Annotated in this window: 24 protein-coding genes and 1 pseudogene; 7 read left to right on the plus strand and 18 right to left on the minus strand. The window is 72.4% G+C overall.

The genetic code is table 11. The annotated features are described in order from the left end of the window. The first annotated feature begins 46 nt into the window (after positions 1 to 46). Positions 47 to 1,618: a hypothetical protein gene (locus tag ASC99_RS35275; RefSeq protein WP_057239853.1), complete on the plus strand. Its 1,572-nt coding sequence runs from the start codon at positions 47 to 49 to the stop codon at positions 1,616 to 1,618. Between the two features lie 40 nt (positions 1,619 to 1,658). Here ASC99_RS35275 and fabG read toward each other — a convergent pair whose 3' ends face one another. The 3 genes from fabG to ASC99_RS35290 are packed head-to-tail and all read right to left on the minus strand — an operon-like array spanning position 1,659 to position 4,791. Beyond that, positions 1,659 to 2,417 (minus strand): 3-oxoacyl-ACP reductase FabG, encoded by a 759-nt coding sequence (fabG, locus tag ASC99_RS35280; protein WP_057239855.1) that lies wholly within the window; start codon positions 2,415 to 2,417, stop codon positions 1,659 to 1,661. A 9-nt stretch (positions 2,418 to 2,426) separates the two neighbouring features. Continuing rightward, positions 2,427 to 3,614 carry an acetyl-CoA C-acyltransferase gene (locus tag ASC99_RS35285; RefSeq protein WP_057239857.1) on the minus strand — a complete coding sequence of 396 codons (1,188 nt, stop codon included), beginning with the start codon at positions 3,612 to 3,614 and terminating at the stop codon, positions 2,427 to 2,429. A gap of 28 nt (positions 3,615 to 3,642) precedes the next feature. Then, a complete protein-coding gene (locus ASC99_RS35290; RefSeq protein WP_057239859.1) occupies positions 3,643 to 4,791 on the minus strand; it encodes an acyl-CoA dehydrogenase family protein in 1,149 nt (382 codons plus the stop codon). A 119-nt stretch (positions 4,792 to 4,910) separates the two neighbouring features. Between ASC99_RS35290 and ASC99_RS35295 the strand changes: the two genes are divergently transcribed. Together ASC99_RS35295 and ASC99_RS35300 are read left to right on the plus strand one after the other, a co-directional pair. Continuing rightward, positions 4,911 to 5,564 (plus strand): TetR/AcrR family transcriptional regulator, encoded by a 654-nt coding sequence (locus tag ASC99_RS35295; protein WP_057239861.1) that lies wholly within the window; start codon positions 4,911 to 4,913, stop codon positions 5,562 to 5,564. Further along, the gene (locus ASC99_RS35300) at positions 5,561 to 5,830 is read left to right on the plus strand and encodes a glutaredoxin domain-containing protein (protein WP_082598890.1); all 270 of its coding nucleotides are present in this window, start codon (positions 5,561 to 5,563) and stop codon (positions 5,828 to 5,830) included. Before ASC99_RS35295 ends, ASC99_RS35300 begins: the two co-directional genes overlap by 4 nt. 5 nt (positions 5,831 to 5,835) lie before the next feature. On the opposite strand, the gene ASC99_RS35305 is transcribed toward ASC99_RS35300, so the two are convergent. After that, positions 5,836 to 6,993: an aminoglycoside phosphotransferase family protein gene (locus ASC99_RS35305; RefSeq protein ID WP_200948509.1), complete on the minus strand. Its 1,158-nt coding sequence runs from the start codon at positions 6,991 to 6,993 to the stop codon at positions 5,836 to 5,838. A gap of 41 nt (positions 6,994 to 7,034) precedes the next feature. Next, positions 7,035 to 8,102, minus strand: coding sequence for an RNA ligase (ATP) (locus ASC99_RS35310; protein WP_057239863.1), 1,068 nt, complete (start codon positions 8,100 to 8,102; stop codon positions 7,035 to 7,037). A gap of 288 nt (positions 8,103 to 8,390) precedes the next feature. On the opposite strand from ASC99_RS35310, the gene ASC99_RS35315 reads away from it, so the two are divergent. The 3 genes from ASC99_RS35315 to ASC99_RS35325 all read left to right on the plus strand — a co-directional run bounded on the left by ASC99_RS35315 (position 8,391) and on the right by ASC99_RS35325 (position 10,053). Then, complete coding sequence (locus ASC99_RS35315; RefSeq protein WP_057239865.1) at positions 8,391 to 9,296, plus strand: DMT family transporter; 906 nt, start codon at positions 8,391 to 8,393, stop codon at positions 9,294 to 9,296. A gap of 100 nt (positions 9,297 to 9,396) precedes the next feature. Then, on the plus strand, positions 9,397 to 9,768 hold the full coding sequence (locus ASC99_RS35320) for a DUF4259 domain-containing protein (RefSeq protein ID WP_057239867.1): 372 nt from the start codon (positions 9,397 to 9,399) through the stop codon (positions 9,766 to 9,768). 6 nt (positions 9,769 to 9,774) lie between these two features. Continuing rightward, on the plus strand, positions 9,775 to 10,053 hold the full coding sequence (locus tag ASC99_RS35325) for a hypothetical protein (RefSeq protein WP_057239869.1): 279 nt from the start codon (positions 9,775 to 9,777) through the stop codon (positions 10,051 to 10,053). 103 nt (positions 10,054 to 10,156) lie between these two features. Here ASC99_RS35325 and ASC99_RS35330 read toward each other — a convergent pair whose 3' ends face one another. From ASC99_RS35330 to egtA, 10 genes are all read right to left on the minus strand, one after another. After that, positions 10,157 to 11,464 (minus strand): DUF2254 domain-containing protein, encoded by a 1,308-nt coding sequence (locus ASC99_RS35330; protein WP_057239871.1) that lies wholly within the window; start codon positions 11,462 to 11,464, stop codon positions 10,157 to 10,159. Between the two features lie 13 nt (positions 11,465 to 11,477). Continuing rightward, complete coding sequence (locus ASC99_RS35335; protein WP_057240050.1) at positions 11,478 to 12,746, minus strand: sugar ABC transporter permease; 1,269 nt, start codon at positions 12,744 to 12,746, stop codon at positions 11,478 to 11,480. 68 nt (positions 12,747 to 12,814) lie between these two features. After that, entirely contained in the window at positions 12,815 to 13,594 is a 780-nt protein-coding gene (locus ASC99_RS35340) for an ATP-binding cassette domain-containing protein (protein WP_057239873.1), read from the minus strand. Between the two features lie 58 nt (positions 13,595 to 13,652). Continuing rightward, positions 13,653 to 14,753: a sugar ABC transporter substrate-binding protein gene (locus ASC99_RS35345; RefSeq protein WP_057239875.1), complete on the minus strand. Its 1,101-nt coding sequence runs from the start codon at positions 14,751 to 14,753 to the stop codon at positions 13,653 to 13,655. 118 nt (positions 14,754 to 14,871) lie between these two features. Further along, a complete protein-coding gene (locus tag ASC99_RS35350) occupies positions 14,872 to 15,687 on the minus strand; it encodes an alpha/beta fold hydrolase (RefSeq protein ID WP_057239877.1) in 816 nt (271 codons plus the stop codon). A gap of 43 nt (positions 15,688 to 15,730) precedes the next feature. Continuing rightward, positions 15,731 to 16,747, minus strand: coding sequence for a nitric oxide synthase oxygenase (locus ASC99_RS35355; protein WP_057240051.1), 1,017 nt, complete (start codon positions 16,745 to 16,747; stop codon positions 15,731 to 15,733). Positions 16,748 to 17,012: 265 nt separating this feature from the next. Further along, positions 17,013 to 17,981, minus strand: a complete 969-nt coding sequence (gene egtD / locus ASC99_RS35360) for an L-histidine N(alpha)-methyltransferase (RefSeq protein WP_057239879.1) — start codon at positions 17,979 to 17,981, stop codon at positions 17,013 to 17,015. A gap of 44 nt (positions 17,982 to 18,025) precedes the next feature. Then, on the minus strand, positions 18,026 to 18,763 hold the full coding sequence (gene egtC / locus ASC99_RS35365; protein WP_057239881.1) for an ergothioneine biosynthesis protein EgtC: 738 nt from the start codon (positions 18,761 to 18,763) through the stop codon (positions 18,026 to 18,028). Beyond that, on the minus strand, positions 18,763 to 20,085 hold the full coding sequence (gene egtB, locus ASC99_RS35370; protein ID WP_057239883.1) for an ergothioneine biosynthesis protein EgtB: 1,323 nt from the start codon (positions 20,083 to 20,085) through the stop codon (positions 18,763 to 18,765). The genes egtC and egtB overlap by 1 nt, the downstream gene beginning before the upstream one ends. Further along, entirely contained in the window at positions 20,079 to 21,401 is a 1,323-nt protein-coding gene (gene egtA, locus ASC99_RS35375; protein WP_057239885.1) for an ergothioneine biosynthesis glutamate--cysteine ligase EgtA, read from the minus strand. The genes egtB and egtA overlap by 7 nt, the downstream gene beginning before the upstream one ends. Positions 21,402 to 21,738: 337 nt before the next feature. Between egtA and ASC99_RS35380 the strand changes: the two genes are divergently transcribed. After that, entirely contained in the window at positions 21,739 to 22,305 is a 567-nt protein-coding gene (locus ASC99_RS35380) for an antibiotic biosynthesis monooxygenase (RefSeq protein WP_057239887.1), read from the plus strand. Here ASC99_RS35380 and ASC99_RS42465 read toward each other — a convergent pair. The 3 genes and pseudogenes from ASC99_RS42465 to ASC99_RS35390 form a co-directional block, all read right to left on the minus strand. After that, the gene (locus tag ASC99_RS42465; RefSeq protein ID WP_369825216.1) at positions 22,232 to 22,747 is read right to left on the minus strand and encodes a GNAT family N-acetyltransferase; all 516 of its coding nucleotides are present in this window, start codon (positions 22,745 to 22,747) and stop codon (positions 22,232 to 22,234) included. The two genes, ASC99_RS35380 and ASC99_RS42465, sit on opposite strands and share 74 nt — an antisense overlap. A 114-nt stretch (positions 22,748 to 22,861) precedes the next feature. Continuing rightward, a pseudogene (locus ASC99_RS41610) lies at positions 22,862 to 23,224 on the minus strand (GNAT family N-acetyltransferase); the annotation flags it as partial. A gap of 61 nt (positions 23,225 to 23,285) precedes the next feature. Continuing rightward, positions 23,286 to 24,374 (minus strand): winged helix DNA-binding domain-containing protein, encoded by a 1,089-nt coding sequence (locus ASC99_RS35390; RefSeq protein ID WP_057239889.1) that lies wholly within the window; start codon positions 24,372 to 24,374, stop codon positions 23,286 to 23,288. Between the last annotated feature and the right edge of the window lie 213 nt (positions 24,375 to 24,587).

Raw genomic sequence — 24,587 nt, forward strand, 5'->3', positions numbered from 1 at the left:
CTGCGGCGGATGTCGCGCTGGCGACGGGGTGGGGCGGTGACCTGCGGTGGCTGACCTGACGGCGGGCGGCATCTGGTCGGGCGCGACGGCGGACCGGGCCGACCCGAGCGCCCATCGCGAGGTCTCGACGGGCTGGACCGGCAGCATCCCGGCCGTCCAACTGCCCAAGCCCGCCGCAGCGCAGACGGTCGGCGACGGGGCCCGGGGCCGCATCCTGGTGATCGAGGGCGGCTACGGGGCCGCCGGCCGCCGGCACTGGGGGCGCGGCGCGGGCTCGCAGGCCCAGGTGCTCTCCGCCATGCTGGCGGCCGTCTCGCCTGGCACCCTGCTGGCCGCCGAGTCGGTCGACGCCGTGCACCTCCCGGGCGCCACCGACCCGCAGAGCGTGCTGGCCCACCTGCGCGCCGCCGCCCTGCACCCGGGGCCGCTGCTGATCCACCTCGGCGGCCACCTGGTCACCGACCGGCGTGGCGAGCACCTCTACCTGACGCTGCGTGACTCCAAGCCCGCCACCGTCCGGCAGGACGGCCTGCCCTGGCAGGCGCTGGCCGCCGAGCTCCAGCACCGGGGCGAGCTGCCCACCCTGGTGATCGCCGACCTGAGTGCCGATCAGGCCGCCTGGCCGCTGGTGCAGAGCGCGATCTCCCCGCTCGCGGACGGCATCCCGCTCTGGGCCGTGGTCAGCCCCGACCCCGAGCAGATCGGCACCTTCTCCCGCGCGCTGATCGAGGTGCTGCACCGCGGCCGCCCCGGCGGCCCCGCCCTGCTCGCGCCCGAGCTGCTCCGCGACCAGGTGCACTCGGTGGTGCGGAACGACTCGATCATCCTGCACTCGCACCCCACCGAACGGCCGTTCTTCCGCAACACCTCGCGGCAGATCAACGAGGCGTTGCCGGGTGCCGCGTCCGGGCCGCGACCGGCAGCCGTACTGGTGCCGCCGAAGGGGCAGGCCCGTATGCCCAAGCCCCGCCCCGGTACGCCCGTGGTCCAGCTCGGCAAGCCTGCCGTGGCCTCGGCCGGGGTCTCGCTGCTCAAGCCCGGTGTGCCGCCCACGCCCCGGCGGGTCGGGCCGCCGGTCTCGTTGCTGAAGGCGGGTCAGCACCCGGTGGTCAGCCTGGACAAGCAGCCGACGGCGGTCTCCTTCGACAAGCCCGGCCCGGCGGCGACCCCCGACCCGGCCCCGGTCGACTACCGGGAGGCGATCGGCCGGATCGTCCGCAGCGCGGAGGCGGGCGAGCACGACACCGCTGCCGAACTCGCCCTGGCCCTGGAGGAGTCCGCCGTCGCCGCGCACGGCCCGGTGGCCGCCGAGGTACTCCAGGTCCGCCAGGTCCGCGCCCACATCGCCCGCCTGGCCGGCCGCCTGGCCCAGGCCGCCGAGGTCTACCGCGAGGTCGCCCTCGCCCTGCTCCGCTCGCACGGCGCCGACCACCCCGAGACCCAGCAGGCCGCCACCAACGCCGAAGCCTGCTGGCGCGCCGTCCCGGACCGCACCGAGGCGATCCGGATGGCCCCCGAGATCATCGAACTCCGCGCCCACCTCCCCGGCCCCGACGGCCGCAAACTCCGCGCAGCCGAACGCCACTTGAAGCAGCTCGCGGCCGCCGCGCACGGCTAGTGCCGTGCCCGGCACGGCACTAGGACCTCCGGACGGTGCGTCAGCGGGCGCCGCCGTTGACGTAGAGGGTCTGGCCGCTGACGTACGAGGCGTCGTCGCTGACCAGGAAGGCCACCACCGAGGCGATCTCCTCCGGCTGGCCGACCCGGCGCAGCGGGGTGCGCTCGGCGACCTGGGCCTGGTGGTCCTCGGCGGTGGCGCCGACGCGTTCGGCGGTGGCGGCGGTCATCGAGGTGGCGATGTAGCCGGGGGCGACCGCGTTGACGTTGATGTTGTACGGGCCGAGCTCGATCGCCAGGGTGGCGGTCAGGCCCTGGATGCCGGCCTTGGCGGCGGCGTAGTTGGCCTGGCCGCGGTTGCCGAGGGCGGAGCGCGAGCTGAGCGAGACGATCTTGCCGTACTTCTGCTTGACCAGGTACTTCTGTGCCACGTGGCTGCAGTTGTAGGCGCTGGTCAGATTGACCGTCAGGACGGCGTCCCAGTCGGCCTTCGGCATCTTGAAGAACAGGTTGTCCCGGGTGATCCCGGCGTTGTTCACCAGGATGTGGATGGCTCCCAACTCCTCGACCACCGAGGCGAAGACGGCCTCCACCGCGTCGTAGTCGGCCACGTCGCAGCCGTACGCCCGCGCGCTGCCGCCCTTGGCGGTGATCGCGTCCACGGTGCCCTGCGCGCGCTCAGCGGAGAGGTCGACCACCGCGACGGTGGCGCCCTCCTCGGCGAGCCGCAGCGCGGTGGCCGCGCCGATGCCCTGCGCCGCACCGGTGACGACGGCGACCTTGCCTGCGAAACGAGTCATGACAGCTCCCTAGACGTTCTCGACGAGTACGGCGGTGCCCTGCCCGACACCGACACACATGGTGGCCAGCCCGCGCCGGGCGCCGGTCCGGTGCATCCGGTGCAGCAGGGTGGTGAGGATCCGGGCGCCCGAGCCGCCCAGCGGGTGACCGAGGGCGATCGCGCCCCCGGACGGGTTGACCAGCTCCGGGTCGAAGCCCAACTCCCGGACGCAGGCGAGCGCCTGGGCCGCGAAGGCCTCGTTGAACTCGGCCTCCTCGACGTCCTCGACCGCCCAGCCGGTACGGGCCAGCACCTTGCGGGTGGCGGGCACCGGGCCGATGCCCATCACGTCGGGGTGCACCCCGGCCGAGGCACCGGCCACGTAGCGGCCGAGCGGTTCGAGCCCGAGCTCGTGCAGCACCTCCTCGCTCACCAGCAGCAGCGCGGCCGCGCCGTCGTTCATCGGTGAGGCGTTGCCCGCCGTCACGGTGCCACCGGCCCGGAAGACCGGCTTGAGGGCGGCGAGGCGCTCCAGCGAGCTGTCCTCCCGGATGCTCTCGTCCTGGGTGACGGTCACGCCGTCGGCCCGCAGCACCGGCAGCAGTTCGGCGTCGAAGTGCCCGTTCTTCCGGGCGGCGGCGGCCCGTTGGTGGCTGCGCAGCGCGAACTCGTCCTGGTCCGAGCGGCTGACGCCGTACCTGGCGGCCACCTCCTCGGCGGTCTCGCCCATGCTCAGCACACCGTGCAACTCGCGCATCCGGGGGTTGGTGATCCGCCAGCCGAGCCGGGTGTCGAAGGTCTCCAGCTTGTGCGGCAGTGCCTCGTCGGGGCGCGGCAGCACGAACGGGGCGCGGCTCATCGACTCGCAGCCGCCCGCGACCACGACCTCGGCCTCGCCGGAGCCGATCGCCCGGGCGGCGGTGGTGACGGCCTCGAGGCCGGAGGCACAGAGCCGGTTCACGGTGGCGCCGGGAATGCTCTCCGGCAGACCGGCCAGCAGTACGGCCATCCGGGCCGCGTTGCGGTTGTCCTCCCCGGCCTGGTTGGCGGCGCCCCAGTAGACGTCGTCGATCCGGGCCGGGTCCAACTGCGGTACGGAGTCGAGCAGTCCGCGCAGCACGGCGGCCGACAGGTCGTCAGGCCGGACGGACGAGAGGGCGCCGCGCAGCCGCCCGATCGGGGTGCGGCGAGCGGCGGCGAAGTAGACGGGACGCACGTCGTTGGGCTCCTCAACTACTGGTTGATTAGAAGGCGTTGACGCCGGTCAGCGAACGCCCGATGAGCAGCTTGTGGATCTGGCTGGTGCCCTCGTACAGGGTCATCACGCGGGCGTCGCGCAGGTACTTGCCGACCGGGTACTCGTCGATGAAGCCGTACCCGCCGAAGACCTGCAGCGCGTTGTTCGCGGCCCGGACGGCGGCCTCGCTGGCGTACAGCTTCGCCACCGAGGACTCGGTGGCGAACGGCAGCCCGCGGTCGATGTGGTCGGCCACCCGCCAGGTGAGCAGCCGGGCGGCGTCCAGGTCGACCGAGATGTCGGAGATCAGCTCCTGCACCAACTGGTAGGAGGCGATCGGCTTTCCGAACTGCTCGCGCTCCTTGGCATAGCCGACGGCGGCGTCCAGGCAGGCCTGGGCGATGCCGACACAGCCGGCCGCGACCGACATCCGGCCCTTGGCCAGCGCGGCCATCGCGACCGAGAAGCCCTTGCCCTCGGCGCCGAGCCTGGTACTGTCCGGCACCCGGACGGCGTCGAAGGTCAGCTCGGCGGTGGCCTGGCCGCGCAGGCCCAACTTGCCGTGGATCTCCCGGCGTTCGAGGCCAGGGGTGGCGGTCGGGACCAGGAAGGCGGTGATGCCCTGGTGACCGGGCCCGCCGGTGCGGGCGAAGACCAGCGCGACCTCGGCCCACGTCCCGTTGGTGATGAACATCTTGGCGCCGGTGATCAGCCAGTCCTCGCCGTCCCGGACCGCCCGGGTGGTCAGGTTGGCGGCGTCCGAACCGGTGCCTGGCTCGGTGAGAGCGAAGCAGCCGAGTGCCTCGCCTGAGGTCAGCCGGGGGAGCCAGTGCCGCTTCTGCTGCTCGCTGCCGTAGCTGTTGACCGACTTGGCCACTAGGCCGAGCGAGACCGAGACGATGCCGCGCACCGAGGAGTCGCCCCGGCCGAGCTCCTCCAGCACCAGGCAGTACGCCAGGTGGTCGCCGCCGCTGCCGCCGTACTCCTCCGGGATGGTCAGGCCGAGGAAGCCGACCTTGCCGAGTTTGCCGATGATCGCCCGGTCCACCGACTCCGCGCGGTCCCAGTCGGCGGCGTACGGCACGATCTCGCGGTCGGTGAAGTCTGCGGCGAGCTGCTTGGCGGCGGCCTGCTCCTCGGAGAGCTCCAGGTTCATCGGGGCCTCTCGGTTAAACTAGCGGTGCAAGTTTTGACCCGACTGTAGCCCGCCTCCGGACGGCTGTGAAGAGCGGCCTGCGAGAATGCCCGGAACCCCACCCGACCGGAGGAGCGACCATGGCCCGCCCGCGCACCCCGCTGCTCAGCCGCGAGCGGATCGTCGCGGCCGCCCTCGCCCTGGTGGACGCCGAAGGGCTGGCGGCGCTCTCCACCCGCCGGCTGGCCACCGAACTCTCGGTCAGCGGCCCCTCGCTGTACAACCACTTCGCCACCAAGGACGAACTGCTGGACGCGGTGGTGGACAGCGTGATGGGAGAAGTCGACCTGTCGATGTTCGAGCCGCCCGCACCCTGGCGTACCGCGCTGCGCGACTGGGCCCGCTCCTACCGGGCCGCGCTGGCTGCCCACCCCGCGATCGTCCCGGTGCTGGCGCAGGGCCCGGGCCGCCGGCCGAACGCACTGCGGCTGGCCGACGCGGTCTTCGGCAGCCTGGTCGCGGCGGGCTGGCCGCGCGGCCAGGCCACCCGGATCGGCGCGCTGATGCGGTACTTCGTCACCGGCTCGGCCCTCGGCTCGTTCGCGGCCGGCTTCCCCGAGGATGCGGCGCTGTACGCCGAGGAGTACCCGCACCTCGGCGAGGCCCACAAGCTCGCCGAGCACCGGCGGCGGATCGACGAAGGCGCGTTCGAGACCGGCCTGGAGGCCCTGCTCGACGGCCTGGAGCTACGCTACGGACGTACCGTCAACTCGACCCGGGGGAGCGAAGCGTGACCGAGGACCAGGACGGCGTGGTCGTTTACTGGCGGCCGATGTGCACCTTCTGCATGAAGTTGCTCACCCAGCTGCGGTTCACCGATCTGCCCTACCGCAAGGTCAACATCTGGCGCGACCCCGAGGCCGCCGCTTTCGTCCGCTCGGTCGCCGACGGGAACGAGACCGTCCCGACGGTGACCGTGGCCGGGCACGCGATGGTCAACCCCTCGCGCAAGGAACTGCTGGCGGCGGTGCGGGAGCACGCCCCGCACCTGCTGGCCTGACTCCCTCAGCGGCAGGCCAGGGCGGCGCGGATCTCGGACTCCGGGTCGCCGTCGTGGTAGACCCGCTCGGTGGCCTCGATGCCGTCCAGGAACTCCTGGTAGCGGACGGCGTAGCCGAGGTGCATCAGCGGCTCCGCCAGCTCCAGCGCCCTGGCCGGGTCGGAGCCCGGGGCGTGGGTGGTCCAGGCGTCGATCCAGAGCTGACGGACTGTCGCCCAGCGGTCCTCGGCGAGGAAGTCCTGCGGCCGCAGGCCGTCAATGGCGGGGTGCCCGTAGTAGCTGTCGGAGAAGTCGACGAGCACGTTGCGGGTGCCGTCGAAGCGCCAGTTGCCCGGGTGGAAGTCACCGTGCACCAGCGTCTCGGGCAGCCCGCAGGCCGCCAACTCCTCGATCAGTGACGGGAGATCGGCGAGCAGACGCTCGGCGGCGGCCCGCTCTTCGGATGTCAGGACGACCCGGGGGAGCAGCGCCGCGAATCGCTCGGGCAGCGTGCCGGGGGTGCGGTCCGGCAGCCCGGCGCCCTGCCCGGCGAGCGCGGCCTGGGCCGCGACCAGCCGGGGGACCGCGTCCAGCATGGCGTCCTCGGGCAGCCCCCAGCAGTCCACCCCGGGCAGATGGCCGAGCAGCACCCGGCCCTCGGCGGCGGCCAGCACGGGCGGCACCAACTCCGGGTCGACGGCGGCCAGTCGGGCGATCACCTCGGCCTCGGGCACCGCGAACGCGGGCGTGGTCTTCAGCCAGACCGCACCGTCGGCGGTCGGCAGCCGGTAGAGGCCGGAGAGGTTCCAGCTCTTCACCTGCTCGGCCGGACCGACCGCCCGCACCGTACCGGCGGCCCATGCCAGCGCGGCCCGCAGCCCGGCCGGGGTGGCCCACGGAGCCCGCAGCGGGTCCTCGCCCACCGAGAGGGCGGAGTCGGCGAGTTCGACCTCCGGGAACCGCAGCGCCTCGGCGTGGTACGCGACCGTGCCGCCGTACCCGGTGTCGGTGCTGTCGTGCGTCAGCAGGCGCAGCACATGCACCGGCACGCCCAGCCGGAGCGTCAACTCCTCGGCCACAGGCCCGACGTCGTGCCAGCGCGGCGTCGCCACCGGGAACGGCCCGATCTCGCCGAGCTGCTCACCCTGATACGTCACCAACACCGTCACGCTTCGCTCTGTCACCTGCGAAGTTTCGGCCCCGACACCCCGCTCGGCAACTGGTTTTACTCGTACTCGGTGCCGCCCTTGCGGGTCAGGTACGCCCCGCTGACCACCTTCGCGATCGCCCGGCCGCCGGTCACCGGGCTGTACCGCTCGACCACCGGCCGGACCACGACGCCCTCGCGGAGGTGCAACTCCCGCCCGGAGAAGGTCTCCCGGCCGTCGGCCAGCGCCAGTACGGTCTCGGCGTCGAACGGGCCGCTCCACAGCTGCGGCACCAACGGCAGCTTCCCGGCCAGCAGTTCGGCCGCGTCCAGCCAGATCAGCTGCCCGTCGATCACCGCCGAGACGTCGAAGGCCGCGTACCCGGGCAGCTCGGTGCGTCCCGACTCGCCGTACGTCAGGTCCTGGACGCCCGCGCCGAAGACCTCGCCGAAGATGCCGACCCGGCTCGCGCCCAGCCGAGCCGCCAACTCGGCGGCCACTGCCGGGATTCCGTGCGCGCGGACCGTCCGCCAGTACAGATTGGTGTCATCCTCGCGCAGCGCCAGCCCTTGGGCGCCGATCCCCTTCGAGGAGACCTGCACGGTGCCGGAGTCGGCGTGGAACGTGACCAGGCAGCAACTGCCGTGCAGCTTCTCGGAGACGACCACCGGCTCGCCCGGCTCGAAGACGTCCGGGAAGCGCTTGAGGTTCTCGATGTCCACCCAGGGCAGCAGCTCCGGCGCCGACTCGACGTCACCGCTCATGCCGACCGGGATCGGCGGGACCCACTTGGTGATGCCGAGCCGCTCGGCGAAGTCCGCACCCTCGGCGACGGCCTCGGCCAGATCGGTGCCGGCCAGCGCGGCGGGGCGGCAGACGATGCCCTGGGAGAGCTCGCCACGCAGCCGGACCGCCTTCACCCGGTCACGGGCACTGCCCGCCAGCTTCCCGGTCAGGCCCAACTCCTCGATCAGCGCGGGCGGCAGCACCGCCTGCTCCGGGATGTAGACGGCCAACTCGCCGGTCCGATAGGCGCCCTTGGCGACCACCGCACGGTAGAGGCCGACCTGCGCCAGCTCCAGTGCGTCGGCGTTCGGGTGCGTCAGGATGGTCAGCCGCTCGGCCGTGACCCGCAGTGTCGACATGGTGATTCCTCCCCGGATGGTGAACGAGGATCACTCTGTCCGGTGGACGTTCCCGGCTGCGACCGGTTTTCGGGGCCGATATCCAACTGATCTTTCCCGGCCGGGCGTACTAAGGTCCTGGCCATGAAGCCGTACTCCCTCGCAGTCCTGCCTCCGCCCGCCCGCTAGCGGGCGGCCCGACCGGATCTCATCCCCCTCCGAGCGCTCCCCGAAGGAGCCGCCGGAGCGGTGTCCGCTGCCCGCGCGCCGAGTCCACGCGCCGTCAGCGACCACCGACCGGAGTCCTCCATGCGGGCTGCACCCGTACGTCCACTGCTCTACATCTCCCTCTCCGCCGCCTCCTGGGGCAGCGCCGGAGCCGCCGCCGCGCTGCTCCACCGCACCAGCGGCCTCGGCCCGGTCGCGGTCTCCTGCTGGCGCTTCGCCGTGGGTGCCGCGCTGCTGCTCGCCGGGCGCGCGTTCATCAGGCGAGCCGTCGGCGAGCAACGCGCCCGGCCGCTTGCCCTGGTGGCGACCGGCATCCTGATGGCGGTCTTCCAGACCTGCTACCTGGCCGCGGTGACCCTGGCCGGCCTGGCCGTCGGCACCGCCGTCGCGCTGGGCGCCGGGCCGGTCTTCACCGCTCTCGGTGCCCGGCTGGTCTTCGGCGAGCGGGTGGGGCACCGCGGCGCGCTCACCCTCCTGCTCGCCGTACTCGGGCTCACCCTGCTGGCCTTCGGCGCTGACGACGGCTCAGGAGGCAGCGCACCGGCGTGGGGATTCGTCTGCGCGCTCGGCTCGGCCGCCGGTTCCGCCGCGATCAACCTGCTCACCCAGGCCGAGGCACGCTGCGGCCGCTCCGGCCATCCCTACGACCGCGCGCTGGCGGGCTTCGCCGTCGGCGCGGTCTGCCTGCTGCTCGTGGCGGCACCCACCGGCCCCCTGCTGCCCGTGCAGACGGAGCTCGCCGGCTCCGTCGCGCTGCTCGGCTACCTGGGCGCGATCCCGACCGCCCTCGCCTACGCACTGTTCTTCTCGGCCCTGCGGGCGGTCCGAGCCACCACCGTCTCCGTGGTGATGATGCTCGAACCCGTCGCCGCCTTCGCCCTGGGCATCACCCTGCTCGGCGAGCGGCTCACCCTCGGCGCCGCCACGGGCACGGCCGTACTGCTGTGCGCGGTCCTGCTGCTGACGAAGGAGAAGACGAACGGCTAGCCGAGCCGGCCAACGCTCGAGGCTCTGCCGGCCGGTGGTGTCGCTCCGGCCTGGTTCGATGGGACCCAAGGACACGGCACCACCATGCAGAGGAGACTTCGTGGGCACCTGGGGCAGCGGCAACTTCGAGAGCGACGCGGCGTTGGATCACCTGTCGATCGTCGTCGACCGGCTCGTCACCGAGATCGCCGAGGCCGTGGCCGGCGATCCCGTCGCCCTCGAACCCGATGAGTACTGGGGTGTTGCCGTGCCGTGCAACCTGGAGCTGCTGCACGTCCTCGCCCAGGCCGGTCACGCCGCCGACGACCTGCCGGAGCCCGGGGTGGTCGAGGAATGGAAGAAGACCTACATGGCCGTCTGGGAACGGACCGTCGACAACCTGCAGCCCTCGCCGGAGTTCAAGGAGGAACGGCGGTCGGTGCTGAACCGTACGTTCGACCAGCTGGCCGACGCCGCCGCCGGGCGGAGCTGATCCTCGGTGAAAAAGCCCTACTGGCAGCCGTACTGGTGGCGACTGCTGTTCCGCGCGGACGGTGAGCCGGGCTGGCAGGTGATGGGCCCCGAGCCGGTCAGCGAGGTTCCGAACGACGCTCTGAAGACGGCATCGCTCGAAGCGTGGGCGCACGCCCTGCTGGCGGAAGCACCCTACGAGCTCGACGACCTGCGCGGCGACCTGCTGCTCGAGTGCTACGCAGAGCCCGCTCCCGCGGACGGTACGCCGCCGGTGTACACGTGCCAGGTACGGCTGCCCGGATAGACCCGGTCAGTGGATCGTCTGAGCGCGACGGTTGCGGCATCGGCGGCCGGCGCGAGTCCGGCATCCATGCACCGCTGGACCGTGGCGGAGCGTCGGCTCCTGCTCAACTCCCGGTCAGTTCCGCCGCCAGTTCCCGCACCAGGACCAGGTCGGCCGGCTGGGCGATCCGGCGCTCCGCGTCGGCGAGCACCAGCGCCGCCTGGGTGGTGATCGCCTGCCGGCGGGTGGGGTCGTCGGTCACGGTGGTGAGGACGGTGAGCAGCCGGAGCAGGGCGAGGCAGACGGCCGGCTCGGCGGCGCCGTAGCGGCGGACCTGGCCGCAGGCGAGGTCGAGGTAGTCGGCGAAGGCCGGTCCGCGGGCGATCACCCGGGCCACTCCGGCCGGGTCGGCGAGGAGGCTGTCGCCGAGCGTTCGGCGCGCCAGCAGGGCGAGCAGGGTGGCGAGCCGGTCGAGTGCCTGGACGGCGGTGTAGGGGTCGTTGATGGCGGGCGAGAGCGCGCGGAGCGCCATGTCCTCCAACTGCCGGACGCCGAACAGGGTGTCCTGTTGCCGGGTCCGTTCGGGGCCGATCTGCACCGCCTGCCACAGCGCCTGGGTGACCCGGACGGTGTCTGCGGGCGGCGCGCCGCCCGGCCGCCAGGCGTACCCGAGCGGTTCGGCCCCGGCGACGAGGTGGTCGCCGACCCGGGCCGTGACGGTGACCACCAGGTCCAGTTCGACGGCCACCGCCAGCAGGCGCTCGGGGTGGACGGTCTGCAGGTAGCCGGAGCGCGGCGCGGCGATCGGCACGGCGTCCGGCGGCGGGGCAGGGGCGACCAGGTCGATGCCGGGTCCGGGCGGGGTGCGGGTCTGCGCGCCGCGTGCGGTGGTGGTGGCGACCGAGTTCATCACGCTGTCGATCTGGATCGAGTGCGCGACGTGGTCCACGAAGTAGACCAGCATCACCAGGCTGACGAAGACCAGCGTGATCGCCCCGGTGACGGCGAGCCGGGGGAACTCCTCGACGTCCATGCCGCCAGAGATCCCGACCGTGTACAGCCCGGCGGTGCTGTAGGCGAAGGTGGCGCAGAAGGACGCCAGCACGATCTGGTTGGGGCGGTCGCGGAGGAAGTTGCGCAGCAGGCGGGGCGAGAACTGGGTCGAGGCCACCTGCAGCGCCACGATCGTCAGGCCGAGCACCAGCGCGATCACCGTGACCATGGTCGCGGCGATCGCGGTGAGCACGTTCCGGGCGTCGTCCGCCGTGCCGGCGAAGGCGAGCGGGTCGAGCGGTGAGTCCGGCGGGATGTCGATCTGGGAGAGCACGCTGCCGGCGATCAGCGCGAACACCACCGCCAGCCCGGGCAGTACCCAGAGCGCACCGCCCAGGTACTCGTGCAGCGCCTCGGCCCGGGTCCGCAGCGGTCGCATCAGCGGTTCACCCTCAGGCCCGGCCGGCCGCTCGCTGGGTCCGGCGGGACAGCGAGTCGATGACCACCGCGGCCAGCAGGACCGCACCGGTGATCATGAACTGGATGGCGTTGCTGAGGCCCTGGATGTTCATACCGGACTGGATCGACCCGATCACCAGTGCACCGAGCAGGGCCGACCAGGTGTTGCCGCGTCCGCCGAAGAGGCTGGTGCCGCCGATGACGGCGGCCGCGATCGCGTTCATCAGCAGGTTGCCGCCGCCGGAGGTCTGGCTGGCGGACTGGATCTGGGCAGCCAGGAACAGACCGCCGACCGCCGCCATGGTCGAGCAGATCATGAAGACCGAGATCCGGATCCAGGAGATGTTGATACCGGCCCGGCGAGCGCCCTCGATGTTCCCGCCGAGCGCGAAGATCTGCCGCCCGTAACCGGTCCGGCGGAGCACGAAGTCGAGCACCACGATGAAGATCAGGAAGATCAGCAGGGCCAGCGGCAGACCCTTGTACTGGTTCAGCGTGTACGCCGCCAGGAAGGCCAGCACGGCGAGCACGATGGTGCGCAGTGCGATGTCGCTGGCCGGCCGGTACGGTACCCCGGCGTTGCGGCGGCGCCCGGCGTCGAGCAGGGCGGCGCCGAGGAAGAGCAGGACGCCGACCGCCGCGAGGGCGTACGCCGCGATGGCCTGGCCGTAGATGGTGGTGTAGAGCCGGGAGACGATGTCGTGGCCGGAGAGGTTGACGGTGCCGCTGGCACCGAGGATCTGCAGCATCAGACCGTTCCAGAACAGGAAACCGGCCAGGGTGACGACGAAGGCGGGCACGCCGATCTTGGCGAAGAAGAGGCCCTGGATGAGCCCGACGACCGCGCCGCCGGCCACCGCGGACAGCAGCGCCACCCACTCGTTGACGCCGTGCGTCACGTTCATCACGGCGAAGATCGCGGCACACAGACCGCTGACCGAGCCGACCGACAGGTCGATCTCCCCGAGCAGCAGTACGAAGACCACGCCGATCGCGATCATGCCGGTGCCGACGATCTGCTGCGAGAGGTTCGAGAGGTTCTGCGCCGACAGGAAGGTGCTGTTCAGGCTGCCGAAGACGGCCCAGATCACGATCAGCGCCAGGACGACCGGCAGCGAGCCGAGCTCGCCGCTGCTCACCCTGCGTCGGAACTCGCCGAGGTAGCCCTTCACGCCCTCCTGGCGGATGATCAGGCGCGGGTCGACGGCGGGGGTCGCCTCGGCCGCCACCGGGACGGGGGCGTTGACCCCGCCCTTGGGCATCGCGTCCTCGGGGAGCGGGTTCCGTCGGGAACCGTTCCCCGGCTGGGGGGTGTTGTTGCCGTCGTCGCTCACAGGTCGCCCTCCGTGCCACGGGCCTGACGGCGGGTCACAGCGTTGTCCGTGGCGCCGGTGATGGCCGAGATGATTTCTTCCTGACTGGTGCTACGGCGGTCGAAGAACCCGTTGTTCCGACCCAGCCGGAGTACCGCGATCCGGTCCGCCACAGCCATCACGTCCGCCATGTTGTGGCTGATCAGGATGACGCCCAGACCCTGGTCGCGGAGCCGCTCGACCAGGTCGAGGACCTGGGCGGTCTGTTCCACGCCCAGGGCGGCGGTGGGCTCGTCCAGAATGACGATCTTGGGTGAGCCGATCAGCGAGCGGGCGATGGCGACCACCTGACGCTGGCCACCGGAGAGCGAGGCGATCGGGATCCGCACGCTGGGGATCCGGATGGAGAGGGTGTCCAGGAGAGTCCGGGACCGCTTCTCCATCCGGACCTCGTCCAGCACGCCGAACCGCATCAGCTCGCGGCCGAGGAAGAGGTTGCCGACCACGTCGAGGTTGTCGCACAGCGCGAGGTCCTGGTACACGGTGGCGACGCCCAAGTGCTGGGCGTCCTGCGGCCGGTGGATGGCCACCGGCCTGCCCTCCCACTCGATGACGCCCTCGTCCGGCTGGTTGACCCCGGCCACCGCCTTGACCAGGGTCGACTTGCCGGCGCCGTTGTCACCGACCAGGGCGACGACCTCGCCCGCGTTGACCTCCAACTCGATGTCGGTGAGCGCCTGGACGGCGCCGAACCGCTTGGAGACCCCGCGCAACGCCAGTACGGGCGAACCTGTCACAGCAATCAACTTCCTTTCCCCGTACCGGATCCGACGTGACGTGATGTGACGTGTGCGATTACTGGAGCCCGGCCGCGGTGCACGCGGCGGCGTAGTCGGGCGTGCAGATCTGGGCGACGGTGTACAGGCCGTCGGCCACCACGGTGGTCTTGATGTTGTCCTTGGTCAGGACGATCGGCGTGATCAGGTTCGACTTCACCTCGGTGCCGCTGCCGTTGGTGGCCTTGGTCGGCGCGAGGGAGGGCTCCAGGCTCTTGCCCTGGGCGAACTGGACGGCCATCGTGGCGGCCGCGTCCGTCTCCGGCTTGAAGGGCTTGTAGATCGACATCGTCTGCGTGCCCGCCAGGATCCGTTGCACCGCGTCGAGTTGGGCGTCCTGCCCGGTCAGCGGGACGCTCAGGCCCGCCGCCTTGAGGGCGGTGGCGATACCGGCGGCCATGCCGTCGTTGGCGGAGTAGACGCCGACCACGTTCGGTGCGCCGAGGGCGGTGATCGCGGCGGCGGCCTCCTGGTTGGCGTTGTTCGGGTCCCAGTTCGGCGTGTCGTACTCCTTGCCGATGGTCAGCTTCCCGTCGATGGCGCTGTGCGCGCCCGCCTTGAACTGGGCGGCGTTCGGGTCGGTCGGCGAGCCGTTGATCATGATGATCTTCCCGCTCGACGCCTTCGGGCCCACCGCCGCGACCAGGGCCTCGCCCTGGAGCTTGCCGACCTTGTTGTTGTCGAACGACACGTACGCGTCGACCGGCCCCTGGGCGAGCCGGTCGTAGGCGATCACCTTGACGCCGGCGTCATGCGCCTTCTGCACCGAGGACTGGATGGACTTGGAGTCCACCGCGTCCAGGATCAGCACCTTGTCGCCCTTGGTGAGCGCGGTGTCGACCTGGGTCTGCTGGGTCGTCGCGTTCTCGTTCGCGTTGTAGTAGTCGATCTGGGCGTCCGGCGCGAGCTCCTTGATCTTCGCCTCGATCAGCGGCCGGTCGAACTGCTCGTACCGGGTGGTCTTGGTCTCCGGCAGCAGCAGGCCGATCTTGATGGGTCCGGCCGCCGCCGATCCTGTGGAGGTGCCGGTGGACTGTTTGGCGCTGCCGCAGGAGGCCATGCCGAGGCCGATGGACACTGCAGCGGCCGCGACCGCGATACGACGAAGACCGAGCTTCATAGGGACTGCCTCTCAGTTCGAGCTCACCCCCGCCTCCGAGTCTGGGAAGCCGCGCCCGCCTCCGCGAACGGAACTGCGCCGTACGTGCGGTGGTGCACCCCGTTCGGCGGACAGCCCGTCAGGCGGGGCCCGTGACCAGGGCGGCGAACGCGGCGATGTCGCGGGTCACCTCGTCGGGGCGTTCCCAGTACACGAGGTGTCCCGCGCCCTGATGGACGATCAGGCGCGCGCCGGGGACGGCGTCCAGGATCACCTGCTGGTCGGCGCGGGGCAGCAGGTCGTCGCGATCGCCCCACACGACCAGCGTCGGCACCGAGATCCCGTCGAGGGTGGCCCGCAGGTCGGTGTCGAGGAGGCCGAGCATGGTGTCCCGCCAGACCCGGGCCGGTGCTTTCAGGCTCTCGGTGATCATGGTCTGCAGGAAGTCCGGGTCCACGCCGCCGTCGGTCAGGCCGCTGCTGAACGCCGCGGCGAACTCCCGCCCGACCGGATCGCGCAGCTCCTGCACGCGCGCCCGGACCTCACGGGCCATGGGCTTGTCGGCGAGCGTGGCGGGCACCCCGAGCAGCACCAGCCCGGCGACCCGGTGGGGGTGCCGTCCGGCCAGGATCCTGGCCTGCACCCCGCCGCTGGAGCCGCCGACCAGGATCGCCCGGCCGATGCCGACGGTGTCCAGGAAGGCGAGCAGGTCCTCGGCCAGCTCGGCGGGGGCGTAGCCGTCCGGCGGCCGGTCGGCGTCACCGTGCCCGCGCTGGGTGAGGGCGTACGCGTGCAGTCCGGCGGGCAGCCGCCGCAGCAGCGGCTCGAAGGAGCGCCAGGTGTCCGCCCAGCCGTGCACGAACACGACCGGCGTGCCGCCCGGCGCGCCCACCTCGGCGTACGGGAGCGCGAGACCTTCCCGTAGCCTCGCGGTCTTCAGGGCGATCTCGGGCATCGTGTCTCCTCCCGCCACCTCCAGGGTAGGCACGGACCTCGGGTCAGCGGGGGAGGAAGGCCGGGCGGAGGTCCGGTTCCACCGGGTCGTAGTAGCGGTGGTAGACCGGGGTGAGGCCGCCGGAGACGGGCGGGACGATCCAGCTCCAGTCGGTCGGGGTGCGGCGGCCCAGGCGTTCCTCCTGGGCGATGTGCTTGAGGAAGCGTTCGGACTCGGTGTGGTGGTCGGCCATCGTGACGCCCGCCTCCTGGAAGGAGTGCAGGACGGCGACGTTGAGTTCGACCAGGGCGCGGTCCCGCCAGAGCGTGCGTTCGGAGGAGGTGTCGAGCCCCAGGCGGGCGGCCACCACCGGGAGTTGGTCGTAGCGGTCGGCGTCCGCCAGGTTCCGGGCGCCGATCTCGGCGCCCATGTACGCGGGCACCGCGTACCAGCGCAGGCCGAGCTCGGCGAACCAAGCGTGCTCGGGGTGGCGCAGCGGTACCTCGAGCACCGCGTCCTCCGGCACCTCGTACCACTGCGGCTCGTCCTCGTCCCGCCGACGGACCATCAGCGGCAGTACCTCGAACCGCTCCTCGCCGCCCTTCCACCCCAACTCGCGGGCCTGGGTGGTCAGTACGGCCCCCGCCGGGTCGCCCGCCCCGGAGGGGTGGCCCGCGTAGCGGACCAGCTGCTGGTTGACGATCCGCGGGGCGGGGCGGTCGGGGCGGTCGGGGGCGAAGACGGTGATCACCGGCCGGATCCGGCCGCCGTTGGTGGCCGTGCGCAGGTGCTCGAAGCACTCCTCGGCGATCCCGTCGGGGGAGTCGACGTGGCGCCGGTCTCGGACCACCAGGCTGCGCCAGTAGAGGCGGCCGATGCAGCGGGCGGAGTTCCGCCAGGCCACCCGGGCGCCGAAGGCCAGCTCCTCGGCGGTGTGTTCGTACGTGCCGGTGCGCTCGATCTCGGCGAGCACCTGACGGACCCTCGGCGCCGGATCGCCCGCACCGGGCCGCTCCTGGTGGAACTGCCGGACGAAGGCGACGGCCTGCCCGGCCAACGAACCGTCAGGTGCCGCGGGCAGCTCGGGCGCTGCCGGGATGCCGGTGTACGGGCAGCCCGGGGCGACCACGGCGGTCGAGACGGTGGCGGTGACGAGCCTGGCGGACTTGCGGGTGCGGAGCCGACTGAAGATCAAGGACACATCCCTCCCACCGACATGGGTACCGGAGGTGATGTTCGGGGCGCGCGGAGTGAGTGAATCCCGCCCACTCCGGTGTGATCAGCCGCTAAGGTGCGCGCGGAACGGGGCCCCACGCCGCAGTGTGAGGCCCCGCACGGTCAGATTCTCAGAGGGTCGAGAGCGAGAGCCCGAACCGGCCGGCCCGGTCGGTCCACCAGGCCGACAGCTCCAGCCCGGCCGCGCGAAGTTCCGCCGCCACCCGCTCGCGGCGGAACTTCGCCGAGATCTCGGTCCGCAGCTCCTCGCCGCGCTCGAAGTGCACCGGCAGGTCCAGCTCGCGGATCTTGACGGTCTGGGCCACCCGGGAGCGCAGCCGCATCTCGATCCACTCCTGCTCGGCGTCCCAGAGCGCCACGTGGTCGAAGAGCTCCGGGTCGAAGTCGCCGCCCAGCTCCCGGTTCAGCACGTTGAGCACGTTCTTGTTGAAGGCCGCGGTCACCCCGGCCGCGTCGTCGTACGCCGCGACCAGCGTGTCCGGGTCCTTCACCAGGTCGGTGCCGAGCAGCAGGGTGTCGCCCGGCTCCATCGCCTCGCGCAGCTCGCGCAGGAAGACCGCGCGCTCGGCCGGCAGCAGGTTGCCCAGCGTGCCGCCCAGGAAGACCACCAGACGCGGGCCCTGGCCCGGCGGCAGGCCGAGCCGCTGGGTGAAGTCGGAGACCACCGCGTGCGTGGTCAGCTCCGGGTAGTCGACGGTGAGCGCCTCGGCGGCGGCCGCCAGCGCGCTCTCGCTGACATCCACCGGGACGTATGTCCGCAGGGTGCCGAAGTCGCGCAGCGCGTCGAGCAGCAGCCGGGTCTTCTCGGAGGAGCCCGAGCCCAGTTCGACCAGGGTGCGGGCCCCGGTGGCGGCCGCGATCTCGGCGGCCCGGTCGGTCAGGATCTCCCGCTCGGCCCGGGTCGGGTAGTACTCCGGCAGCCGGGTGATCTCCTCGAACAGCTCGCTGCCCCGGGCGTCGTAGAACCACTTCGGCGGCAGCGACTTCGGACTCGCCGTCAGACCGCTGCGTACGTCGTGCCGTAGCGCGTGGCTGAAGTGGTCGGCGGCCAGCAGACGGGTCAGCTCGTAGGCCCTCACAGCAGTATTCCCTTGCTCGATCGGTCGGTTGAGGTTGGTTGAGGTCAGTTGAGAGAGGAGACGGTCACACCGTGGACATCGGCGAGCAGCAGCGAACGGTCCGGCAGGTGCTGCCAGTCCGGCAGGTCGTCGGAGGGTTCCGAGGCGACCAGCACCGAGCCGGGTCCGGTCCGGTAGCAGAGCGTGTCGCCCCAGCTGGTCGCGGCGACCGAAGTGCCGTCGGTGAGCAGCAGGTTGAGCCGGCCTTCGGTGTGCTTGGCGGCCTCGTGCACCGTGGCGGTCAGCGCCTCGTCCAGCCCGGCGCCGTCCCGCAGGTGGTGCAGGGCGAGCGCCCAGAGCAGGGCCGAGTCGGTGCGCGCGGTGAGCCGCAGCAGCTCGGCGGGCGGCAGCAGGGCCGCCAGCCCGGCCAGCCCGTCCGGCCACCCGGGCAGCGCGCCGTTGTGGCTGAACAGCCACTGGTCGGCCGCGAACGGGGCCGCCGCCGCCTCGCCCGCCGCACACCCGGCGGTGGCGGACCGGACGGCCGCCAGCACCGCGCCCGAACGCACCACCCTGGCCAGGTCGGTGAAGCCCTCGTCGGCCCAGATCGGCCCGGCCCTGCGGTACCGGGCCGGGACCGGATCACCCTCGGCGTACCAGCCGACGCCGAAGCCGTCCACGTTGACCGTGCCGTACTGCTGCAGCCGGGGTGCCCAGGACTGCCGGTACAGTCCGGCCGGTGGTGCCACCAGCAGCTCGTTCAGCGTCACCGGTGCGCCCAGGTAGCCGAGATGACGGCACATCAGCCCGCCTCGCCGTCGCGCGCGGTCCGGAAGCCGGCGAAGATCTGCCGGCGGATCGGGTAGTCCCAGTTCCGGAAGGTCCCCCGGCTGGCGACCGGCGCGGCGGCGAAGCAGCCACCGCGCAGCACCTTGTACTCGGGGCCGAAGAAGACCTCCGAGTACTCCTGGTACGGCCAGGCCCGGAAGCCCGGGTAGGGGGTGAAGTCGCTGGCCGTCCACTCCCACACATCGCCCATCAACTGCCGGACACCGTGGGGGGATTCACCCTCGGGGTAGCTACCGACCGGCGCGGGCTGGAGGTGCCGCTGGCCCAGGTTGGCCAGCTCGGCGGTGGGTTCCTGGTCGCCCCAGGGGTAGCGGCGGGAGCGGCCGGTGGCCGGGTCCTGCCGGGCCGCCTTCTCCCACTCGGCCTCGGTCGGCAGCCGCCGCCCGGCCCAGCGGGCGTACGCGTCCGCCTCGTACCAACTGACGTGCAGTACCGGCTCGTCGGCCGGTACCGGCTCCACCGTGCCGAACCGGCGGCGCAGCCACTGCCCGCCGTCCCGGCTCCAGAACAGCGGCGCGAACAGCCCGGCCTGCTGCCGGTGCGCCCAGCCCTCGGCGGTCCACCAGCGCGGGTCGTCGTAGCCGCCGTCGGCGATGAACTGCTGGTACGCGCCGTTGCTCACCGGGGTGGTGTCGAGGTGGAACGCGGACACCTCCACCTGGTGGGCCGGGCGCTCGTTGTCCAGCGACCACGGCTCGGTGTCGGTGCCCATGGTGAACGGGCCGCCGGGGACCAGGACTTCGGTGGGCAGCGGCCCGGTCGCGGTGACCGGTGGCGGCGGGGCGGTCAGCGCGCCCTGACCCTTGCGGAGCTGATGGGTGATCAGCATGGTCTCGTCGTGCTGCTGCTCGTGCTGGATGATCATGCCGAAGGCGAAACCGTCCCGGACCAGCGGGAGTTCGCCGTCCAGCGGCGTGGTGGCGAGCAGGTCGAGCACCCGGCCGCGCACCTCGTGGGCGTACGCGTGGGCCTCCTTCGGCGGCAGCAGCGGCAGCTTGGGCCGCTCGGCCCGCGGGTGCTCGAAGGCGTCGTAGAGCGGGTCGATCTCGGGCCGCATCGGCTCCCGGCCGCCGACGTTGCGGAGCAGCCAGAGCTCCTCCTGGTTGCCGATGTGGGCGAGGTCCCAGACCAGCGGGGACATCAGCGGGGAGTGCTGGGCGGTCAGGTCGTGGTCGTCCAGCGCGGTGAGCCCGGCGGTGCGCTCGCGGGCGGCGATCAGCTCGGTGGCGATCCGCTCGCGGACGGCGTCTGCCTCGCGGTGGTCGGTGTTCAGCATGCTGCGGTCTCCAGGGCATGGGGAAGGGCGCCGGTGCGCAGGGCGTCCAACTGGTCGTCGGCGGGGCAGCGGCCACGGGCCGGGTAGCGCTCGGCGAAGTCGGCCAGCGCGGTCCGCAGCCGGGACGGGCCGCCACGGGTCTGCTCCCGGCGGGCGAGCGCCTGGTCGGCGGCGCCGAAGCAGGCCAGCGCGGCCCGGCGGAGCTGCGGGTCGCCCAGCGCCAGGGTGGCTGCCCGGTGCCACAGTTCGGTGCGTGGCGGGTGGCGGTCCCGGTAGGCCGGGGTGCCCAGCGGTTCGAGCGCCTCCTCGGCTGCCTCGGCCGCCACCGGGTCGTCCAGCAGCGCGCCGACCAGGGCCAGCGGCACCTGCCAGCCCTCGCCCGGCTGGGCGTCGATCATGCGCAGCTCCAGGTGCCCGCGCGGCCGTACGGGTGGGAAGAGCGTGGTGCGGTGGTACTCCAGGTCGGCCATGGTCGGCGGCCGCTCGCCCGCCCCCCGCAGCCAGCCGCGGAAGGTCAGCCCGGCCGGGGCGGTCCACGGCAGCCCGTCCGGGCGGCGGACACAGATCACCTCCGCGTCCAGCACGTACTCGGCCCAGCGCTCGCGCGGGTCGCCGGCGAAACCGGGGGCCAGGGTGCGGCTCGGGTCCATCCGGGACCAGACCAGCTGACGGGTGGACCGGTAGCCGGTCGGCCGGCCGTCCAGCAGGGGTGAGTTGGCGAAGGCGGCCACCAGGACCGGGCCGAGGCGGTGGGCCAGCTGCCAGCGCCGGGTGAAGCCGTGCGTCCCGGCCCCGGTGCCCGCGTCCACGCAGACCTGGGCGGAGGCGGTGCCGGTCATCATCACCCGGCCCCACGGGCCGACCCGGTCGAAGTGCTGCTCCATCGCCAGGTAGCGGGGGTGGTCGAGCCGCATCAGACGCTCGCGGCCGAGTGGATCGGTGCCGCTGCCGGTGAGCCGTAAACGGTGGGCGGCGAGGGCGGCGCGGAGGGTGGCCTGATCCCGCAGCATGGTGTCGGCACACTCTTCGGGGTCGGCAGCGGGCGGGGAGCTGAGCTCTACCTGTCCGCCCGGTTCGTAGGTGAGACCGGTGCCCGAGGGAAGCAGCGGGGCGGGGTCACCCGGATTCTGGTGGGTGGGAAGTGCGGAGAGTGCGTCGGCCAGGCGACGCGGGTCGACCGGTGACTCCGGACAGTCGCCGTCGTGGACGAACCACTCGGCTTCCACCCCGATCAGCCGGGGAGGTCCGATCTTGAAACAGATTCCGGCCAGATGGCTCAGTGCGGCCGATTCGGTCAGCGGGAGCGGTGTCTCCACCGCCTGTTGCTGTGGTGCGGACTGGGCGGGCGCTGAATTGGGACGTAGGGGTATCACCGGACTCACCATTCCTTGGGTAGTGATTCGAGGCCCGGAGGTTCCTGCTCAGTCTGCAATGGAACAAACCTCGGTGCCGAACAGAACACGCCAATCCGGATCCGGATCCGGTCAATCGCCGCCGGCCGACCTCCAGTGACGGAGTGTGACCGGCTTGGCGGAACTGCCGACCGCGCGGTCGTCCGGCCGGGCCGGGACTGTGTCAGTGGATGATCCGTCAGGCCTTCACCCCCGGCGCCGCCGCCGCATAGGCTGCGGGCGGACCAATGGGCGGAGAACCATGAGCACGGACGTACGGGACGGGGAGAACGGGGAAGAGGTCACCCTCTTCGTGGCCCGACGGGTCGACCCGGGGCACGAGGAGCAGTTCGAAGCCTGGGCGAAGTCCATCCTGCGTGCGGCCGCCGACCACCCCGGCAACCTGGGCACCGGGCTGCTGCGCCCGGCCGGCCCGGACGACCCGTGGCACCTGCTGCTGTCGTTCCAGGACGCCGACTCGTTCCGCGCCTGGCAGCTCTCGCCGGCCCGGGCCGCCTGCTTCGCCGAGGCCGACGGCCACCACGTCGAGGTGGCCCGGCGCGAACTGCTCGGCATGGAGGGCTGGTTCGCCACCACCGCGGCCGGCGCCCGGCGCACGCCGGCCCCGCGCTGGAAGATGGCCGTCGCCTCCACGCTGGCGATCGCCCCGCTCACCACCACCGCGAACTTCTACCTCACCCCGCACCTGGCCACCCTCCCGGTGCTGGCCCGCTCACTCATCCTGGCCCCGGTGATCAGCGCCCTGATGACCTACCTCGCCCTCCCGGTCGCCACCCGGGTGCTGCGCCGCTGGCTGTTCCCCGGGTAGGGCCTGTCTGACAGGCCCGAGGCCGGCTGGGGTCGGCTTCGGGGCTGCCTCGAGGATCATCCACTTCTGTGGCCGCGGACCAGGTCGATGCCGGTGGAGCTGAGCCACTCGACCTGGCTACGCGGCGCAGCTCGTACGGCGCGAGGTGGTCCCGAACGGCGGCGGCCAGGGCGGTGCCCAGACCCCGGCCCCGGGCGGCGGGCGCGATGTAGACGTCGCAGAGCCAGGCGAAGGTGGCCAGGTCGGTGACCACCCGGGCGTAGCCCAGCTGGGTGCCGGTGGCGGAGTCGTACACCCCGAAGTTGAGCGATCCGGCGATCGCCAGGTCCTGCTTCTCCCGGGACCGGCCGAGCGCCCAGTAGGCGTCCTCCGACAGCCACCGGTGGACCAGCGCGGCGTCCAGCCGGGCCGGATCGGTGGAGATCTCGCAGCCGGTCGGCAGAAGCCGGGCCCGGAGCTGTTCGTGCCATCGCCCGGGGTCGCGGGGGTGCGGCTCACGTTCGCCGGTCGGCCGGAAACCGGCGCGCAGGTAGAGACTCCGGGCCGGGGCGTTGTCCTCGCCCACGGTCAGCGAGACGGTGGTGGCGCCCTCGGTGCGGGCCCGGTCGAGCACGGCGGCCACCAGGGCGTCGCCCACGCCGCGCCCGCGCCGGGTCGGGTCGACCCACATCGCGTTGAGCTGATGCTCCGTCAGGGAGGTGACGGCCGAGGCCAGACCGACGGGCTCCGGGCCGTCCCAGGCGATGAACCAGACCCCGGCCGCGATCCGTCGGCGCCAGTACTCCGCCGGCTGGTCCTGCTCGCGTTCGAGCGTCGATCCGAACGCCTCGGGGTTCTGCTCCAGCGCGCGCAGGCGTACCGCCCGAAGGGTCTGCCAGTCCTGGTCCGTCACTGTTCCCACTGTCACCATGCGCCCCATGCTGCCTGCTGGCCACCAGCGGGGACCACCGGTATTTCGGGCCCGGGAAGGTGACGCCGAGTCACCCCGTCAGGCGGCGCTCCAGCGGAGTCCGGAAGCGCGGGGTGACCCGGGCCGGGCCGAGCCAGCGGGTGAGGCGGTCGGCCTCGGCGTCGATGGCGGCGGTGGCTTCACGGGGGAGAGGTTCGAGGGCCTCCCAGCGGAGGCGGCCGTCGGCGTGCTGGGCCCAGCCGCCGACCACGCGGCCGTTCCACCAGACGGTGGGGCCGATGTTGCCGGAGCGGTCGATCAGGTCGGTGCGGTGGGCAGCGGGCAGGTACCAGTCGCGCTGCTGCCAGCCCATCGGGGTGGGGTCGAGGGACGGGAGCAGGGCGGCCCACGGGGCGGGGTCCGGCAGCGGGTCGAGGTCGTCCGGGAGGGCGTGGCCAGGGCCGCAGTCCAGGTCGACGGTCACCGCGCCGCAGGCGGCCAGAGCCGCCCTGGCCTCGCGGACGCCCCAGCCCGTCCACCATCGGACGTCCTCGGTGGTGGCGGGGCCGAAGGTGGTCAGCCAGCGGCGGGTCAGTTCCGCCTGGGCCTGGCCGCGGACGATCTCGTTCTCCATCCCGAGCACCCGGAGCAGCCGCACCCCGATGGTCTGCTGCGCCTCGTAGGGCTTGCCGACCGCCACCGTGATCGACTCGCGCAACTCGGGGACCAGCCCGCCCAGTTGGCTGCCGGTGGCCTGGCCGGCCTCGGCCAGGGCGGCCAGCGTGCGGCGCTGCACCGCGGCCAGCCAGTCGGCGTCGAAGCCGCCCTCGGCGGCGAAGGCGAGCAGCCCGCGCCGCTCCTTCTCGGCCACCTTGCGGGTCGTGGAGGCGTACACCACCGGGGCGAGGTCGGCCGGGACCACGAACAGCGTGTGTCGCATACCGTGCATCCGCAGCAGGGTCTCGTCCTGGTACAACGCCCGTTCCAGGTCGGCGGGTTCGAGCCGGGTCAGCCGGGCGGCGACGGACAGGAAGACGGTGGCGGGATCGGTGGCGTGCAGGGCCACCAAGGCCTCGACGACCTGCTCGGGGGAGTCTGCCCGGTGGGCGGGGGCGAGGAGTTGACGGGACGCCAGGCGGGCACGGCGCTGCTGGTCATCGATCGTGGGGCGGGCGGTCATCGAGTGGCCTCCGAGGTGGTGGAATCCCGAGGTTCTCACGGGACACCGTCAACTCCCGTTCGGGAGCGCTCCCATGAGACCTGCCGTGTTCAACTACTGAAGTCGGTCAGAACGCTTGACGCTCCAGCGCCTTCATGGGTTGATATGCCCTGAGCTCAGGGGCCGCCCTGAGATGCGGGGAGTTATTCACCCGTCGAGTCGGTCATGCATCAC

It is taken from the genome of Kitasatospora sp. Root107, assembly GCF_001424875.1.
In the GTDB taxonomy this organism is placed as follows: domain Bacteria; phylum Actinomycetota; class Actinomycetes; order Streptomycetales; family Streptomycetaceae; genus Kitasatospora.